The sequence below is a fragment of the Paraperibacillus esterisolvens genome, assembly GCF_046237625.1.
In the GTDB taxonomy this organism is placed as follows: Bacteria; Bacillota; Bacilli; order Bacillales; family DSM-1321; genus Paraperibacillus; species Paraperibacillus esterisolvens.
Genome location: NZ_CP143545.1, coordinates 2,141,872 through 2,158,845 on the forward strand (window position 1 = coordinate 2,141,872; position 16,974 = coordinate 2,158,845).

Here is a 16,974-nt window from a genome sequence, read left to right on the forward strand (position 1 = left end):
ACGGAAAAGAGCCCGTGTCACACAATAGAAGTATTACGGGAGGGATGGAGACATGAGTGACGGCATGAAAAAGAATGAAGAAGTTTGGGAGAAGAACATACATACTGATTTCAAAAAGGATCTTTCATACGGTCAATATCTTAAATTGGAATCCATTCTGGACAGCCAGCTGCTTCTGTCCGGGCATCATGATGAGATGCTCTTTATTATCATCCACCAGGTCAGTGAACTATGGATGAAGCAGGTTCTTCATGAACTGGATGGTGCGAAGAAGTCTATAGCGGGACAGGATCTGGAATCCGCCTTCAAGATGCTTTCAAGGGTTTCTAGGATCCAGCAGCAGCTTATTCAATCATGGAATGTTCTGGCAACGCTTACACCGTCCGAATATCTCGAATTCCGCGACAAGCTCGGAAGCTCTTCCGGATTTCAATCGTATCAGAATAGATTGATCGAGTTTGCCCTTGGCTATAAAAACAGGAAAACACTTCAGGTCTATCAGCATGATTCCAAACTCCATGCCTTGATGCTGGATGCATTGTGCGAACCCAGCCTCTATGATGTCTCGTTAGCTGCCCTTGCGTCACACGGCTTAAAGGTTGATGAAAGTTGCCTGCAGAGGGACTGGTCTCTTCCTTATGAACCGAATGAAAGTGTGGAGGCGGCCTGGATTGAGGTATACCGCGATGTGGATACATACTGGGATTTATACGAACTCGCTGAAAAGCTCCTCGATATAGGGAGCCAGCAGCAAATCTGGCGGTTTAACCATGCGACAACTGTGGAGCGGATCATCGGACATAAAACAGGTACTGGAGGCTCCTCCGGGGTCACGTATTTAAAAAGAGTCCTGGATCAGCAGTTTTTCCCTGAACTATGGTCGCTCCGGACAAAGTTATAATGAAGGAGGAAAAGCTATGAACAATTGGATAGACATATCTCAGACGCTGCGCAATGGCATGCCTGTATGGCCGGGGGATACCCCGTTTTCCTATAAAGTTTCGTGGCCATATGAAGAAAGCGGCTCGGTGAATGTCGGGAAACTTGTTATGAGCACACATACAGGCACCCATATAGATGCACCCTTTCATTTTGATAATGAAGGAAGGCGGGTGCATGAGCTGGACATAAACCTTTATATGGGTGAAGCCCAGGTTATTCACTTATCAGGAATTCAAAGAATCGGGATCAAGGAAATGGAAGGAAAGCATACAGAGGGAATTGAAAGGCTGATCATCCGTACAGACAGCTGGAAGGACAAGAGCACATTCCCGCAATCGATTCCCCCATTCGACCCGGAGGCAGCGGCCTATTTAGCAAAGCGCGGAGTCCGCCTGATCGGTCTTGATCTGCCATCCGTTGACGAGCTGGACAGCAAGGAGCTTCCTGCCCATCACGCATTGAACGAGGCCGGCATACATATTCTCGAGGGACTGGTGCTGGATGCGGCAGATGAGGGTCTATATGATCTTGCTGCCCTCCCCCTGGCTGTAGAAGGAAGTGATGGCAGTCCGGTGAGGGCTGTCATTAGAAGGCGTTAAATCTTACGAGTGAAGGATTTGAATAAGATGCTTGGAGTGAAAATAGAGAGAGTTCCATATGAGAGAAAGGTAACTTTACGCAATCTCCTGGCACTGTATCAATATGATTTTAGCGAAATGACCAGGGATGATGTAAATGATGCGGGTTTTTTTGAATATAAATACCTCGACCATTATTGGACAGATTCTAACCGGTTTCCATACTTTATTTTGTACGGCGGAAAGCTTGCAGGGTTTGCTTTGGTACGAAGGATTTTTGAAGGTGAAAAAGAATACTATTCCATGGCGGAATTCTTCATTTTAAGGAAGTACCGAAGAAATTCCACTGGAATCGCTGCCGCCGGCATGGTTTTCAATCTTCATCCAGGAAACTGGCAGCTGTCGGTGATCGAGCAAAACCATAAAGCAAAGGCATTTTGGGACAAGACGATCACTCAGTGCTGTAATGGATGTGAAAAGATTGTGATAGAGAGCGAGGATGGAACTATATTTTCGTTCCGTGCCTGCGGGAACAGTGTGTGAGTGTAAGATGGCAGGAAATCAGAGGGTAATAGAAGGGCGGGGAATATCAGGAGTTCATTTTGACACTTTCCGGCATTCTGGTTTGAGGCGCTCAGGAGAAATGCAGAAAAAAAAGACAGCCAAAGGGCTGCCTGATCTGTTTTATAGTGTTTTGGCTCCAAGGTATCTTGGTCCCCAGTATGGGTTGTCGAGTGATGCAATGGAAACTCCCTTGGATGATGCTGCGCTGATGAATTCGTTATTCCCGATATAAATCCCAACATGGGAAACTCCGCTTCCGGAAGTGTTGAAGAAGACCAGATCTCCCGGTTTAGGAGAAGAGACTTTCAGACCCACATTGGTATAAAGAGAAGAAGACGTTCTTGGCAGGTAGATGCCCTGTTCTTTAAAGACATAATTAATCAATCCTGAGCAGTCAAATCCGGATGGTGAGGTTCCGCCCCATACATATGGGACTCCCATGAATTTTTTAGCGTAATTGATCAGCCTTGTGTTGTCTACATTGTAGACACCAAGGGCTTTAAATGTACTCGTCCCAGCAATGCCGTCAGCAGTGAGCCCATTTGAACTCTGGAATTTCTTGACCGCACTGGTTGTATAAGAACCATAATAGGTAGTGAAAGAACCGGTATAACCGAAGTAGTTTTTAACTTTGAGCAATGCTTGAAGCTGTTTAACATCATCATGGGTTTGTGTTGGTTTCAGGGTAACATCCCCGATATTCGCGAAGGCTTGAAGAGGCGATAGCATAAGAGCAGAAGCAATAGCGGTTGTTGCAATAAACTTTTTCATAAGTTTCCCTTTTCCCCCTAGATATTCTTTGTATGTTTACTGCTATCATTCTACTAAACCAATGTTTCAAAAAACGGCATATTCCTTTACATTTCGATTACAAAATATAGGTAAAAAGACCAAGGAAATATGTAGAAAAACCACTTGATATCAACGTTTATGGAACACTTAGGGTTTAAACCCATCTTTGTCCATATAAAAGCTGCCATATTAAAACGGCGGCATTTAGGATAGCATTTGACATAATCCCGACTTGACTTATCAGAATAGGCAATTTATACTGAATTTAATGTAAATTCAGGGGAGATTCCTATGTTTTCAGTTAGATCTCCTAAAAGGAAATGCGGGGGAATTGTATGTCTTATAGTGCGGTAAGCCATCTTGTTTGTCCCAAATGCGGCAGAGAATATGATGATAGAAAGCTGAATCAGCTTTGCAGCTGCGGTTCACCTCTTTTGGTTTCGTATGATATAGAATCATTGAGAAATAAAAGCAAGTATGAAGTGATTGACAACAGCCGGTTTGATCTTTGGAGATATCATAAACTGCTGCCTGTGCGTAAAGAGGAAAATGTAGTATCCCTTGGTGAAGGGCTGACACCTATCGTACCGATGAAGGCTATCGGAAAGAAAATGGGCATTGAGAATCTTTACATGAAAGATGAGGGAATGGTCCCATCGGGATCTTTCAAGGCAAGGGGAGCTGCTGTTGGGGTTTCTAAAGCAAAGGAACTTGGAGTGACTCAGCTTGCAATGCCAACCAACGGCAATGCAGGGGCCGCCTGGTCGTTATATGCCGCAAGGGCCGGCCTTGAATCCTATATCATCATGCCGCTGGATGCCCCGCCGATTACCCGTAAGGAAGTGGCAGTATCCGGCGCCCATCTTTCCCTGATAGACGGACTTATCAGCGATGCCGGCAAAATTGTGGGTGAACTCGTGAAGGAGCACGGCTTCTATGATGCATCCACATTAAAGGAGCCTTACCGGATCGAAGGGAAAAAGACTATGGGATATGAAATCCTCGAACAATCCGGCGGGGATATTCCCGATGTCATCCTTTATCCTACCGGCGGAGGAGTCGGCTTAATAGGAATCTATAAGGCAATCCGTGAATGGAAGGATCTTGGCTGGCTGAGCGGGGATAAGACGCCAAGACTGGTAGCCGTGCAGGCAGAAGGCTGTGCCCCGATCGTCAAAGCCTGGCAGGAGGGCCAGACCGAATCCCAATTCTGGGAAAACTCCGAGACGGCTGCTTTTGGCATCAATGTCCCGAAAGCCATCGGCGACTTCCTGGTTCTTGAGGCCCTCTATGAAACAGAAGGCTGTGCGCTGGCGGTTTCTGAAGAAAGAATCAAACAAACACACAAAGAAATTGCCCGGCTGGAAGGCAGCTTTGTCTGCCCTGAAGGAGCTGCCACTTTCGCTGCTGCAGCCATGCTAAGGGAAAGCGGCTGGATCAAAGAAGGAGAAAGGGTCCTGTGCCTGAATACTGGCCAGGGGATAAAATACCCTGAATTAATCGACGTGGATGCACCGGTCCTTAAACGGGGCGACACAGCCAAAGACGTAATTGTGAACACGTGATAAAAAAGCCTGAATCTCCTGCCCGTATGGCGGAAGTTCCAGGCTTTTTTTGTTATCCTATTCTCTAATCATGGCTAAAAACTCCTCAGCCGCCCTTGAAAGATATCGGTTTTTGAGCCAGATAACAGCAGCATCCGATCTTAATTCTGTTTCTGAAAGCTCAGCTTCACGAACTTTTAAGCCCGGATGCACAGAAAGGACAGACCTTGGTACGATGGAAATCCCAAAACCAGAGGCAACCAGCTGCAGCAGCAGGGCAATGTCAGAGCACTCCCCAATTAATTGAGGCGAAATACCGAGTCTTGTGAACTCCTTCATAATCATGGAATGAATCCCCAGTCCTTCAATACTTGGGAGGATGAGAGGAAAACGGGATATTTCTTTAATGTCAAAGCTGTCTCCTGATATCGAAAAGTCCTCAGGAAAGACTGCCACAAATGTGTCTTCTTCGATGCTGATAAATTCAAAAATCTCCTCTTTCGCCGGAAGTCGGATGATCGCCAGGTCAAGGCTCCGGTCCTCAATCAGATCACTTAAATGAGGGGAATCACTCTGAACGATTTTATAATGAACATGGGGATACTTCCGCTGAAATCTCAACAAAAACTGGGATAACGGAAAGGATGAGAGGGTGTTCACGCCGATATGGAGCACACCCCGGACTTCTGTGCCGATTTCTTTGATTTCTTTCATGCCTTCCTCCATAAGGGAAGTCATTTGGAGGGCATGTTTATAGAGAGCTTTGCCCGCGTCTGTAATCTCTGATTTTTTCCCCTGTCTTTCGAGCAGTATAACACCAAGTTCTTCTTCCATAAGCTTAAGCTGATGGCTGAGGGGAGGCTGTGCCAGATGAAGTCTTCTGGCGGCACCGGAAATGCTCCCTTCTTCCACGATGGCAATAAAATAGCGGAGCTGCCGTAGATCCATGCAAACTGCCTCCTATATGTAAAAAGTATAGTAATGATATTATTTAGATATTTTAAGTATATCCATTATTATGCTAACATACTTTAGTGTTGAAAATATATAGATAGATGAGGTTTTGATAATGAACAAATTATTCAAACTGGAGGAGCATGGCACCAGCTTCTGGCGTGAAGTCACGGCGGGCCTTATTTCTTTTATCACAATCGTATATATAGTTGCCGTAAACTCAAGCATCATGGCTGATGCCGGCATTCCATATGAACTTGCCATACTCGGTACAATCCTGACCTGTACGGCGAGCTGCCTGCTGATGGGGCTGTGGAGCAATGCACCACTGATCCTGGCTCCCGGTATGGGCATAAACGTCATGTTTACGTATACCCTGGTCCAAAAAAGCGGGTTAAGCTGGCAGGAAGCTTTGCTGGTGGTAATCATAACCGGGCTGATCTTTGTGCTCATCGCATTTACGCCGATCGCCGCCTCGATTTCACAGGCCATTCCTCATTCCCTAAAAGAAGGGCTTACTGTGGGGATAGGGATTCTACTAACGATGATTGGGTTGAAAAACACCGGAGTTATCGTTGCAAATGAAGGTACATTGGTATCAATCGGGAGCTTCAGCGACCCGGCAGTCCTTGCAACACTGATAGGAATCATCATTACGGTCACACTCTTCATTAAGAATGTACCAGGCAATATCCTGATCAGCATTATCATCAACAGCATCATCGCGTTTCTATTTGGATTGATTGATTTGTCCGAATTGCATTGGAGTGTTCCGTCCTTCAATGAATATGGTGAATTATTCGGTGCCTTTTCATGGTCGGCTATCGGCAGCATGACCTTTTGGTTCGCTGCATTTTCACTCGCCATGGTCGTCATTTTTGAAAACATCGGACTTGTCTATGGCCAGACACGGCTGGCAGGATCACCTCAGAAATACAAAAAAGCACTTCAGGCTACATCCTTGTCAGTTGTACTGAGCGGTCTCTTTGGTTCAAGCCCGACCGTTTCAACCGTGGAAGGAACCTCAGGCATCACGGCAGGAGGAAGGACCGGCCTTACAAGTGTAACCACAGGCATCCTTTTCCTTCTGTCCCTGCTGATCATCCCGTTGATAAAGCTGATTCCGGACAGCGCCATTTCTCCGGTGCTTGTCCTGATTGGAGCGCTAATGCTTCAGAGCATTAAGGGAATCAATCTGGAAGATCTTACAGAAGCATTTCCAGCCTATGTGATCATTGTGTTCATTCCACTAACATACAGCATCGTAGACGGCCTGGCACTTGGATTCATCGCATATCCTGTCATCAAATTGCTGACAGGAAAGGCAAGAGAAGTGAGTACGACACTTTTTATCATTGCAGCCTTATTCCTGCTCAATTATTTAATCAGCGCTATTCAGGGAGCTTAACTTATAGTATAGTAAGGCTAATAACGGGTGAAAGGAGGGATGGTTTTATGTATTGCCAATCCAATAAGCATATGCCGCATATCCCTCTTTTCTTGCGATTGGGATAGGTGTGCCTTAACGGGCTTTCATACACAATAGCTTTAGTAAAAAAGCCAAATGTTATTTTCATTTGGCTTTTTTTCATCCAGAGAAACCCTTTTTGCTTTTGGAAAAACACATAGAAAAAGGGGAATAATCCAATGATGAAGCTAAGTACAATGAAGTTAGTAATGGAAACACTGGATGAAAAATGGCAGAGCAGACTTGCCGAGGAATTACTTTCACCCTGGGATTACGAACCAGGTACTGTTTATTTTGTCAGGGCAAGCGCCAACTTTATATTCAGGTTCAAATATAAAAGACGCGGTTACTTCCTGCGTTTTAATTCAGCAGAGGAAAAAGAGTTGTCCGGCATTCAATGTGAGCTGGACATTCTTGACCAGCTCTCTAGAAATGAAAAAAGGACTGTAAAGCCGGTAGTATCAAAAAAAGGAAATACCGTCGAAAAATCAGTAACTTTACAAGGAACCTTTTACTCATCCGTCTTTGAAGAACTTCCCGGCAGCCATATAGACCTGGAAAAAATGGATAGCAGTCATCTTTATGAATGGGGTCGTGCACTTGGATCGCTGCACAATCAGTTCTCTAAGCTGCCTGATGGGTACTTGGAATGCCGGGATGATCCTCAGAGCTTACTGGAAACAATTAAAGGCTGGCTTCCCGCCCGCAGTCTAAAAGTTGAAAGGGAGTCAGCCCGGATTGAAACTGAAATATCCTCTTGGCCAAAAGGCAGGGATACTTACGGATATATCCATTTTGATTGTGAGCCGGACAATGTGCTTTTTAATGAAGGAATTACAGGAATCATTGATTTTGATGACAGTATGAAAAACTGGTATGGAGCAGATATCATATACGCGCTTCGCGATCTGGGTGAATTTAATGAAGAAAACGAGAGACTTAAGGTTTTTCTCCAAGGTTATAGAAGCAGGTTCAAACTGGAAGCGGATTTTTTCGAAAAAGCTGATTGGTACATTCGTTTCCATCAATTATATATGTACGCAAGGATGCTAAGGAGTGTTGATATCCAGGAGCAAACCAGCGATCCCAATTGGCTTCGAGTTTTAAGGAACAAGCTGTTGAGTAAGATAGAACAATATGAGACGGATCTGTAAGGACAAAAAAAGCTAAGATATCATCTTAGCTTTTTTGCATATAGAACTGATGTTCTTTAACGCTGTAAATGGCATTTAAACGCTGTTCTGTTAATTCCACGAGCAGCCGGTTGCCAAGATGAGTTCCCATTTCTTTTGTTTTTTGAAGCAGAGAGAGGATCCCGGAAAGGCCTGAATTATCAAGAGCCATTCGGTCACAGGCTATCTCAGCCTCTATATTTATGGTATCGACCAATACAGGGTGGGAAAGATGCCCGATTTCATGCCATATAATAGCTTCCATTAATTCCGCGTCCGTACAAAAATAATTATAATCATACACGACGATAAAACCGCCATAATCATCTGAAAGGGAAGTACAAAATACTGATAAAAGCCTGGAATCAATGCCTAAAATAATCATTTGATTTTCATCAGCCAAACCATGGGACTCTAAAATAAACTGTTTATCTTCCATAATTCCTATTGTTTTTGCAACACCATAAACGTCTGGATCCAGGACACCACGAATGTCAGCCATAGAAAAAACCCTCCTGAAGAAGAATGACCGGGGCATGGACAAAAAATATAGCTGCTTAACACATGTATATGTAAATCAAGCTGCAAAATAGCATATAATTATGTGATATCAGTCTAGACAGAATATGGAAAATGCATACGGAAGATATTATGGTAAGTGTAAAGAAATTTTGTTTTAACCGATTGTATGAAATGTGTATCAATATCGATGGCTCATAGTAAAGTCATTGGATGATACGAACTCAGGCAGCCAGCAGCCGTGCGTAAAATTATGTACAGTGAAAAGAATAAATAAAAGAATTAATGCTATATAGATAAAAAATTTGCTAAAATTTCTCACTGTTTCAAGTAATCTTTTGTTTTGAGATAAGATAACGGTTTTTAAAATGACTTCCTATAATATATATTATGTAAACTAGAATAAATTTACGCTGTGATTATGGTTATCCCCTGACTTATTAATGACACGAATCTGTTGTCTTTCGTGACAAGAATGTGTTGTCTTTTAAAAACCCACTATTTTGACATAAATCTGTTTGCTCCAGTTAATTGGACTCAATCGTAACCTTAAAATCGATTGCTGCTACCTGGTATTACTTGTTTAAAAAAGTTGTACCGAATAAAAAAATAAAACATCCAGAAGCCCAGACGTTTTATTGACACTTTCACTTGTTTAATTACATTTTGGTCGAAATATTTGGTTATTAGGATTAATCAGTATTTGTTACACTCTACGTTTTTTTACTATTGGAATAATTTCATCTGAATGTCTTAACAAGTTTTTACTTTTGAAATTTACAACTTTTCTTTTCATGATCATAGTTCTCTATTCTTCATGTCTAAACAAACTACTTTAAAGTCGTTATTAATATCTCCATAATTGTAAATAAGCAATTTCCTTTCTTTTGCCATTTTATCCACCGGTTTTACAATTTCTGTTCTCAATTATATTAGTTTGCGATTCGCCTAGTTGTACTAACGCACCCTTTAGTTGAACAAGAAATTTGTTTTTTTCAATAACTATTCATCGCTTTATCAACACGGACAATTCACCCTCTAAAACTTTTTCTTCCTTATCATTTAAGGTAGATAACAATACAGTAAGGATTCCTGTTTCACTTTTTGTTGCATTCTTATCAATAACCTCAACAATTATGTGTAATTCATCTCTAAGAATAAACAGGCTTAATAAATTTAATATTATTCATCCGAGTTCCAGCAATCACATCTTCCCCATACATCCCCTCTTCGACCCAAAGCTTAAACGATATGGCTAGCGTATGTATACCTGAAGCTATGATTCCATTAAACCTTCCCTCACTTGCTTTTGCCTCATCCAAGTGCATATATTGAGGGTCAAAATCACCTGCAAACCTCGTAATATCCTCTTTTGTTAGTTTTAATGTTTTGGTTTTAAACACCTGTCCAATGGTAAACTCATCTAACTTCATTATTACACCTCTGTTTTGTCATTGTTGGAACAATTTATTTTAGCATAATACTCATCAAATAAAAAAAGTCGTCAAAACCTTCTTCAACATTTACCCACTATAAAAAACGTCAAAAGGGATTCGGAAAAGCCCTCTTTCTAATTCAACTAACGCACCCGTTTGTTTAAGTTAATCATTCACAAACTTTACTTCCGACGTCTCCTCTTATGCCAGCAAATCTAAGGTGAACAACAAATCAAAAAACAGGCGAATTTGCTATTGAATTCGCCTATTGGGGACTAATTATTTTGTATGGCAGTCTTAATAAAGCCTTCTGCTCTAATGGGAAAAGGTAACCTGGCAATCAACCTTGAACAAAACGAGCAACGACATCATTCCCTGTCGTTGCTCGTTTAATCACGCATCACTATACAAAGGATGGTCGATTCTAAAGGCTGCTAGTCAAATCAAAGCCACAATTGAGTTTAATATTGAACTCTCTGAATTCTGTCATCAGTTTTGTAGGAGAACGGACTTGACAAGGATTGGATATAATCAACCATTGCATCGACATCCAGCGGACCGACTACTTTGTTTTTTGCTTGTGTGAATACAGTGAATGAATCCCCGCCACCGGCCAGGAAGGCATTGGCCGTAACTGTATATGTTTTATTCGGGTCAATTGACGTTCCATCTCTCAATTGGATATTTACCACCTTTTGTCCAGCTGGCATATTGCCATCCCACGTATAAACGAGACCGGATATCTGGAGCATGGTCGTGTTTTTCCCCCATTGCTGATTGAGCAAATCCCTGATTTGCTGCCCGGTCATTTCCATTTTAACAAGTTCATTATTAAATGGCTGTACGGTATAATCTTCACCCCAGGTAATGTCACCTTGGTTGATGTCAGATCTAATTCCTCCTGGATTCATAAATGCAATATCTGTTTTTGTGGCATTCCGTTGCGAATCTGCAATTAAATCTCCAAGCACGGATTCCCCATTTGCATTTTGTAGGGCTGTTAAATTAACGGATGTAGAACCAACCTTACGGTTGACGATGGGCTCAACTTTCTGCTCATAGTTATCGATCATTTTCTTTATTTCCGGGTCAGGTTCAATACCTTCATGGAAAGTGGTTACGATTGAGGCTTTCTTCGACACAATGTCCTTCGTTTTTGGATCAATCTGAAGATCGACATCTGAAAAAGCGGTACCGTATGAATAGGATTGCACTACCAGTTTATTATCGATCGTTGCGTTCATATAGGCATGGTTATGTCCGCCAAATATTACATCCACTTCATCATCTATACCAGTTGCAATATCCACGAGTTCTCCAGCTGCGTTTTCCCCATTAGTGCCTGAAACCCCTGGGTTATGTGCCAATACGACGATGGATTTTACTCCTTGTTTTTTCAACTCGGCCACGTAGCGATTTACCGCTTGTATTTCGTCCGTGAATCTTAATCCTGCCACGCCGCTCGGGGTAACGATCGTTGGTGTTTCAGAATAAACGACGCCAATGAATCCAATGTTCATGCCACCCACCTTCAAAATCTTATACGGAGGAAGAATGGTTTTTCCGGTTTTTTCATCAATGACGTTAGCTACGACGCAGGGAAAATTCGCACCAGCAAAATTCCCGGTTTTCTCATGAGTGCCACTATTGATGAGACGAAGCAGTTCCTTCACTCCTTCATCAAACTCATGATTTCCAACTGTACCAATATCGAACCTTAATCTATTTAATATATTTATTGTAGGTTCATCCTGAAATAGGGAAGAAATTGGCGGGCTCGCACCAACCATGTCTCCAGCCTGCACGAGAAGAGTATTTTTGTTCAGTGCTTGCCTCTGTCTTAAATACGCGGCCATATAATCCACTCGCCCAGCTGGCTTCCCTGCGACTGTTCTGGTTACATTTAGCTGACCGTGTAAATCATTGATGCCCAAAAGTTGTACCTGAACAAGACGGTTATTAGCTGCGGGCGGCGGATTTTCCACTTGTGTTTTTGTCCGGTTTACTTCTGGACGATTTGAAATATGTCCATGATACTCCTCGGATGCCCCTTGCACTCGCATGGCTTGATGATCCCCGTATTTGCCAGTTTGGTCTGTACTATCTCCATTGTCATTTACATCTGAGATCCTTGCTTTATTGTCACGGTCTGCTGCATTTTGATTTCCGGAACAACCTTGAAGCGATAGGAACATTAAACAAATCAGCACATTAATCATCCATTTCATACTATTCCTCCAACTTCTTCTAATTCGAATTAGTTGGTATTTTTTGTTTTATGCCAAGTGAATATACAGGTTATTTAAATTTTTTAAGTTTAAACACCACTTTCTACAGACTGAATTAATTCTTTTTATTTTTTTATTCCCAACTATATAAATTTAAATGTTATATACCTATGATTTAAAAGGGAATACCTAAATATAGCCTATTTGATAAAACTTTAAAAAGTAAGGGGATTTTAATGAGAAAAAAACAATATACCCAAAATGACTCAAAGGAACTTCTAAAGAATAGAATTGAAGCTGCATCCAAAAGAAAAAAAGCAGAGTTAGTGATTAAGAACGGTAAAATTATAGATGTATTTAATCAGGAACTAATCGAAGTAGACGTTGCTATAGAGGACGGTGTGATTGTAGGTCTTGGAGAATATGAGGGGGAACGAGTCATAGATGCAAATGGTAAGTATATTTCTCCTTCGTTTATTGATAGTCATGTACATATTGAATCTTCTATGGTTACTCCAAAAGAATTTGCAAAGGTAGTATTACCACATGGAGTTACAACCATCATCGCTGATCCTCATGAAATCGCTAATGTAGCAGGGACCGAAGGAATTGATTATATGCTAGATAGCACTGAAGACCTACCGCTAAATGTTTTTATAATGGTACCTTCATGTGTGCCAGCTACACCCTTTGAGCATGCCGGAGCAATATTGGAAGCCGAAGATTTAGCTCCGTTTTATAATCATCCAAGAGTTTTAGGGCTGGGGGAGGTTATGGACTTCCCTTCTGTCAGTCATGCTGAGGAAAGTATGTTAAATAAACTATTCGACGCTAAAGCAAGAGGTGTTAAAATAGATGGTCACGCTGCTGGCTTAGATCAAGATGCGATTAACACATATACGACAGCAGGTATTAAGACAGATCATGAAGCTATATCCATTAGTGAAGCAAAGGACCGCTTGCAACGAGGAATGTACCTTATTATCAGACAAGGATCGGTAGCTAAAGACCTGCCACAATTGATTGATGTGGTGACGGATAAAAATGCAAGGCGTTGTTTATTTGGAACAGATGATAAACATATCGATGACTTACTATATGAAGGAAGTATAGACCATAATGTAAAATTAGCTATTCAACATGGAGTGGATCCAATTAGCGCCATTCAAATGGCTTCATTTAGTGCTGCAGAATGTTATGGTTTAAAGCACAAGGGGGCAATTGCTCCGGGGTATGATGCAGATTTTCTAATTATGACTGATTTAAAACAGGTTAAAATAGAGGAAGTATATTCAGGCGGGAAATTAGTAGCACAAAACGGAGAATACCTGAATCAAGATAGTTGTAAAGTAAATCCGAGTAAGCCGTTGTTAAGTAGTATTAACATAGGAGATATTACGTCAGAGAAGCTTCAAATCCAGTTGAGAGAAAGTAACTCAGCTCATGTTATTGAAATCATCCCAAATAGTTTAGTAACGAAACACCAAGTCGAAGAAGTGGAAGTTCTAAATAAGTGCTTTCAGCCTTCCATCGAGCGAGACCAACTTAAGCTCGCTGTTATAGAAAGACATCACCAGACTGGTCATATAGGATTGGGAATAGTAAAAGGGTTAGGCATTCAAAAAGGGGCACTTGCAACTACTATAGCTCATGATTCGCATAATATAATTACAGCTGGAACGAATGACAAGGATATACTATTTGCAATAGAAACGGTCAAACAGATTGGTGGAGGTTTAGTAATTGTTGAAAATGAAAAATTAATCGCTTCCCTAGCCTTACCTATTGCAGGTTTACTATCTGATGAACCAGCAGAAAAGGTATACAGTGAATTAATGGAATTAAAAAAAGGATTAGATTACATAGAGGCTTCGAAGAAATTCAATCCTTTTCTAACCCTTTCTTTCTTGGCATTACCAGTCATTCCTGCATTAAAATTAACAGATGTGGGATTATTTGATGTTGAAAAGTTTAAGCATATATCAGTACAAGCTTAAAGTCTTTTTCAGTATCAATAATTAAAATTTGTTAAGTTCAAGATAAGGATCAAATCTTCTTTGTTTCAGAACGGTTCCCGTATCAGATGAGCAATGAGATATGTCATCATGCCATTTCTATTTGAGAAGGAATAAACAAAGAAATTCATCCTCACCAGCTAAGACAGAGCTTTACTACACCTTGCTAAACTTATAAGACTAATTAAATAAACAGCCCTCTCCTCTTGGATGGGCTGTTCTCATAAGATTTAGGCATTTCTTTTATAGATTATGTTTTAAGGACTCAATCATTTTACCAAATAAACAATCCAACGAACATTGCGCTGAGGAGTGACACAGCAATGCCGCTCACTAAAAGCTTCCATACATTTTTTCCGATGATACGGGACTTCTCGTCACCCATTATGGAACTTATAGCACCATATATCATTCCTACAGTGCTGAAGTTAGCAAAAGAAGTCAAAAACGTTGTTGCTACGGCAACAGTATGTGGTGGCAATGAATGAACATGCTTCTTTAGATCCATCATCGCAACAAATTCGTTTGTAGAAAGCTTGATTCCCATAAGTTGAGCAACATACATAGCATCATGACCAGACAATCCAAGCAGATAAGCAAAAGGACTAAAAATAATCGAGAAAATCTTTTGGACAGTCAGCCCATGAATAAAAAATCCTAGGATGCCATTTGCAGCTGCTGTCAATGCAACATAACCAACAACCATTGCTAAAATGACGATAACCATTCGAATACCTACAAGCATACTATTTGATATGGTAGAAAAGAAGTCTTTTCTTTCCTCTTTAGAAGGAACATATACGATATCTTCCTCTTTGCTCACCTCTATAGGGTTTAATACACTAGCCAGCAGTAAAGCATTTAAACAGTTTAAAGGTATAGCAGCAAATACATATTCCCCTGGAACCATGCTTAGATAAGCTCCGATGATTGACCCACTAATACTGCTCATACTCATGATCCCAAATGTAAGAAGACGGTTTTCCTTTAAAACAGATAATTGCTGACGAATAACTGCTAAAGCTTCTGTATTTCCAAGGAACATCATTTGAAGTGAAAAGAAACTTTCCAATTTAGGCAGCCCCGACACTTTGGAAATTACCCAGCCTACTTTATCAATAATCCACGTTAAAATTCCAAAATAACTAAGAATATCAAAGAAAGTGATGATAAAAATAATTGGCATTAAGGCACTGAAAAAGAAATCAACTGAAGGATTCGCCATTACAGATGGGAAAGCAAAAGAAATCCCCTGGTTTGCACACGATATTAAAAAAGTAAAAAAGGATGCTATTTTATTTATGACCCATGTTCCTATTGTGGTTCCAAGCATAAACCAGGTAATAAGGAGTTCCACTATGATTAAACTTAAGATAGGTCGCCACTTTATCTGTCTTTTATTTGGAGAACAAAGGAAAACAAGGCCAAAAACAACAAAAATCCCAAGAATATTTAGTAAAAAAAGCATGCCAACAACTCCTCATATAGGATTCCCTGCATAAGTCAGCACTCCATCTTCAAGTTCAACCACAGAATGAAGCATGAAAAGAGAGCTGCGGAAACCAATTAATTGTGATATAGGTATCATTAATAACCTCTATCAAAGGAAATAGTCTGCATGTTTATCTCTTTTTTATTCATACTTCCCTGTAGTCCGGCAATTATGGCTGCCGGGTAGAAACTATCAGACCATTCAACTGATATTATACAAGGATAATATTTATAACATGCTCATTTTATAACATGCCATAGGTTTCTACAATGCATGAATTTAAAGTTGCATTCTTTTTATAACTATGAATAATTAAAAGATTTAACGTAATCAGAATTAGAGGTAACAACCGCAGTTCCCTAGTGCCGCAAACTTATGTTCATGGGCTGCCCTTGTTCCAGGCCACAATGAAAGTGCTGGAAAAAGGAAATCTGCGAGAGCCAAAAAAGGAAATAAGTATCTTCGATCCGGATTAACTGAAGCAGCTCAATCAGTCAGGGGTTCAAAGAATTACCTGGGTGCACTGTACAGACGGGCAGCCTGCCGAAAAGGTAAGAAGCGTGCAGCTATTGTGGTCGCCCATGCGATGTTACGAAGCGCATATTCCCTGCTTACGAGAAAAGAAATGTACGTTGACCTAGGCGAAGATTACTTTGACAAACAGAGAGAAGCTTCTATTGTTAGGCATTCAGTCCGGAGACTTGAAAACCTGGGATTCACCGTCACCATTTCGGAAGCAATCTAATCCTAAAAAACAAATGGCTGGTAAGACGCTCTCCTTTTTTAAATGATGAACTAAAAAATCAAACCTTTAAGTCCCACAATTACCTTAATAAAAGAAAAACAGAGAGTATTTACTCTCTGTTTTATTTCATTATACAAAATATCCACTAAACACCTCTGTATTTATCATTTAAATTAATCGATTCGGCAGATAGAATCAACAATCCTTCTTCAAGTAAACTGCCCCTTTAGCACAATAAGAAAAGGAGCTGCTGCTGCAGCCCAACTTTAACTAAAGCACCCTTTTGTTAAAGATTCATTATATATAGGCTTACGCCTTAGAAACATACGATTCAAACGGAATAACATATTATTACCGGTCCAATTTCTAAACCGTTTAATAAGAACACAGAGCAAGTTCTGTGTTCTTCTCATTACAAAAACTATGCAATAAATGATTATGAATAACAAAGAAAATCTAGAAATACGCTTAGGCACTTTGTGGAGGACTTAAACTAACGTACCCGTTCGTTTGTTTAAGTATTAT

12 protein-coding genes, 2 pseudogenes and 1 riboswitch are annotated in these 16,974 nt (G+C 40.8%); of the genes and pseudogenes, 8 read left to right on the forward strand and 6 right to left on the reverse strand.

What is annotated here, in order from left to right:
- The first annotated feature begins 52 nt into the window (after positions 1 to 52).
- Genes V1501_RS10825 through V1501_RS10835 form a run of 3 tightly spaced genes read left to right on the forward strand, consistent with a single transcriptional unit; the run spans position 53 to position 2,063 of the window.
- Positions 53 to 901, forward strand: a complete 849-nt coding sequence (locus V1501_RS10825) for a tryptophan 2,3-dioxygenase (protein WP_409288037.1) — start codon at positions 53 to 55, stop codon at positions 899 to 901.
- Positions 902 to 917: 16 nt separating this feature from the next.
- Positions 918 to 1,541: an arylformamidase gene (gene kynB / locus V1501_RS10830; protein WP_409288038.1), complete on the forward strand. Its 624-nt coding sequence runs from the start codon at positions 918 to 920 to the stop codon at positions 1,539 to 1,541.
- Positions 1,542 to 1,568: 27 nt separating this feature from the next.
- Complete coding sequence (locus V1501_RS10835) at positions 1,569 to 2,063, forward strand: GNAT family N-acetyltransferase (RefSeq protein WP_409293323.1); 495 nt, start codon at positions 1,569 to 1,571, stop codon at positions 2,061 to 2,063.
- 141 nt (positions 2,064 to 2,204) lie between these two features.
- On the opposite strand, the gene V1501_RS10840 is transcribed toward V1501_RS10835, so the two are convergent.
- Positions 2,205 to 2,855 (reverse strand): C40 family peptidase, encoded by a 651-nt coding sequence (locus tag V1501_RS10840; protein WP_409288039.1) that lies wholly within the window; start codon positions 2,853 to 2,855, stop codon positions 2,205 to 2,207.
- 356 nt (positions 2,856 to 3,211) lie between these two features.
- Here V1501_RS10840 and V1501_RS10845 point away from each other — a divergent pair, with 356 nt between their 5' ends.
- Positions 3,212 to 4,441 (forward strand): threonine synthase, encoded by a 1,230-nt coding sequence (locus V1501_RS10845; RefSeq protein WP_409288040.1) that lies wholly within the window; start codon positions 3,212 to 3,214, stop codon positions 4,439 to 4,441.
- 57 nt (positions 4,442 to 4,498) lie between these two features.
- Here V1501_RS10845 and V1501_RS10850 read toward each other — a convergent pair whose 3' ends face one another.
- The gene (locus tag V1501_RS10850; RefSeq protein WP_409288041.1) at positions 4,499 to 5,368 is read right to left on the reverse strand and encodes a LysR family transcriptional regulator; all 870 of its coding nucleotides are present in this window, start codon (positions 5,366 to 5,368) and stop codon (positions 4,499 to 4,501) included.
- A gap of 121 nt (positions 5,369 to 5,489) precedes the next feature.
- Here V1501_RS10850 and V1501_RS10855 point away from each other — a divergent pair, with 121 nt between their 5' ends.
- The gene (locus V1501_RS10855) at positions 5,490 to 6,782 is read left to right on the forward strand and encodes an NCS2 family permease (protein WP_409288042.1); all 1,293 of its coding nucleotides are present in this window, start codon (positions 5,490 to 5,492) and stop codon (positions 6,780 to 6,782) included.
- A gap of 239 nt (positions 6,783 to 7,021) precedes the next feature.
- Positions 7,022 to 7,996 carry a phosphotransferase enzyme family protein gene (locus V1501_RS10860; RefSeq protein WP_409288043.1) on the forward strand — a complete coding sequence of 325 codons (975 nt, stop codon included), beginning with the start codon at positions 7,022 to 7,024 and terminating at the stop codon, positions 7,994 to 7,996.
- A gap of 25 nt (positions 7,997 to 8,021) precedes the next feature.
- Here V1501_RS10860 and V1501_RS10865 read toward each other — a convergent pair whose 3' ends face one another.
- From V1501_RS10865 to V1501_RS10875, 3 genes and pseudogenes are all read right to left on the reverse strand, one after another.
- The gene (locus V1501_RS10865; protein WP_409288044.1) at positions 8,022 to 8,516 is read right to left on the reverse strand and encodes a hypothetical protein; all 495 of its coding nucleotides are present in this window, start codon (positions 8,514 to 8,516) and stop codon (positions 8,022 to 8,024) included.
- Between the two features lie 1,023 nt (positions 8,517 to 9,539).
- Positions 9,540 to 9,966: pseudogene (locus tag V1501_RS10870) on the reverse strand (MaoC family dehydratase).
- A 464-nt stretch (positions 9,967 to 10,430) separates the two neighbouring features.
- Positions 10,431 to 12,197, reverse strand: a complete 1,767-nt coding sequence (locus V1501_RS10875) for a bifunctional metallophosphatase/5'-nucleotidase (protein ID WP_409288045.1) — start codon at positions 12,195 to 12,197, stop codon at positions 10,431 to 10,433.
- A 236-nt stretch (positions 12,198 to 12,433) separates the two neighbouring features.
- Here V1501_RS10875 and ade point away from each other — a divergent pair, with 236 nt between their 5' ends.
- A complete protein-coding gene (gene ade / locus V1501_RS10880; RefSeq protein WP_409288046.1) occupies positions 12,434 to 14,194 on the forward strand; it encodes an adenine deaminase in 1,761 nt (586 codons plus the stop codon).
- A 292-nt stretch (positions 14,195 to 14,486) separates the two neighbouring features.
- Here the strand turns inward: ade and V1501_RS10885 are convergent, their stop codons facing one another.
- Positions 14,487 to 15,680, reverse strand: coding sequence for a nucleoside transporter C-terminal domain-containing protein (locus V1501_RS10885; protein ID WP_409288047.1), 1,194 nt, complete (start codon positions 15,678 to 15,680; stop codon positions 14,487 to 14,489).
- Positions 15,681 to 15,842: 162 nt separating this feature from the next.
- Positions 15,843 to 15,943, reverse strand: a riboswitch (purine riboswitch).
- 125 nt (positions 15,944 to 16,068) lie between these two features.
- Here V1501_RS10885 and V1501_RS10890 point away from each other — a divergent pair.
- Positions 16,069 to 16,449, forward strand: a pseudogene (locus V1501_RS10890) (transposase); the annotation flags it as partial.
- Between the last annotated feature and the right edge of the window lie 525 nt (positions 16,450 to 16,974).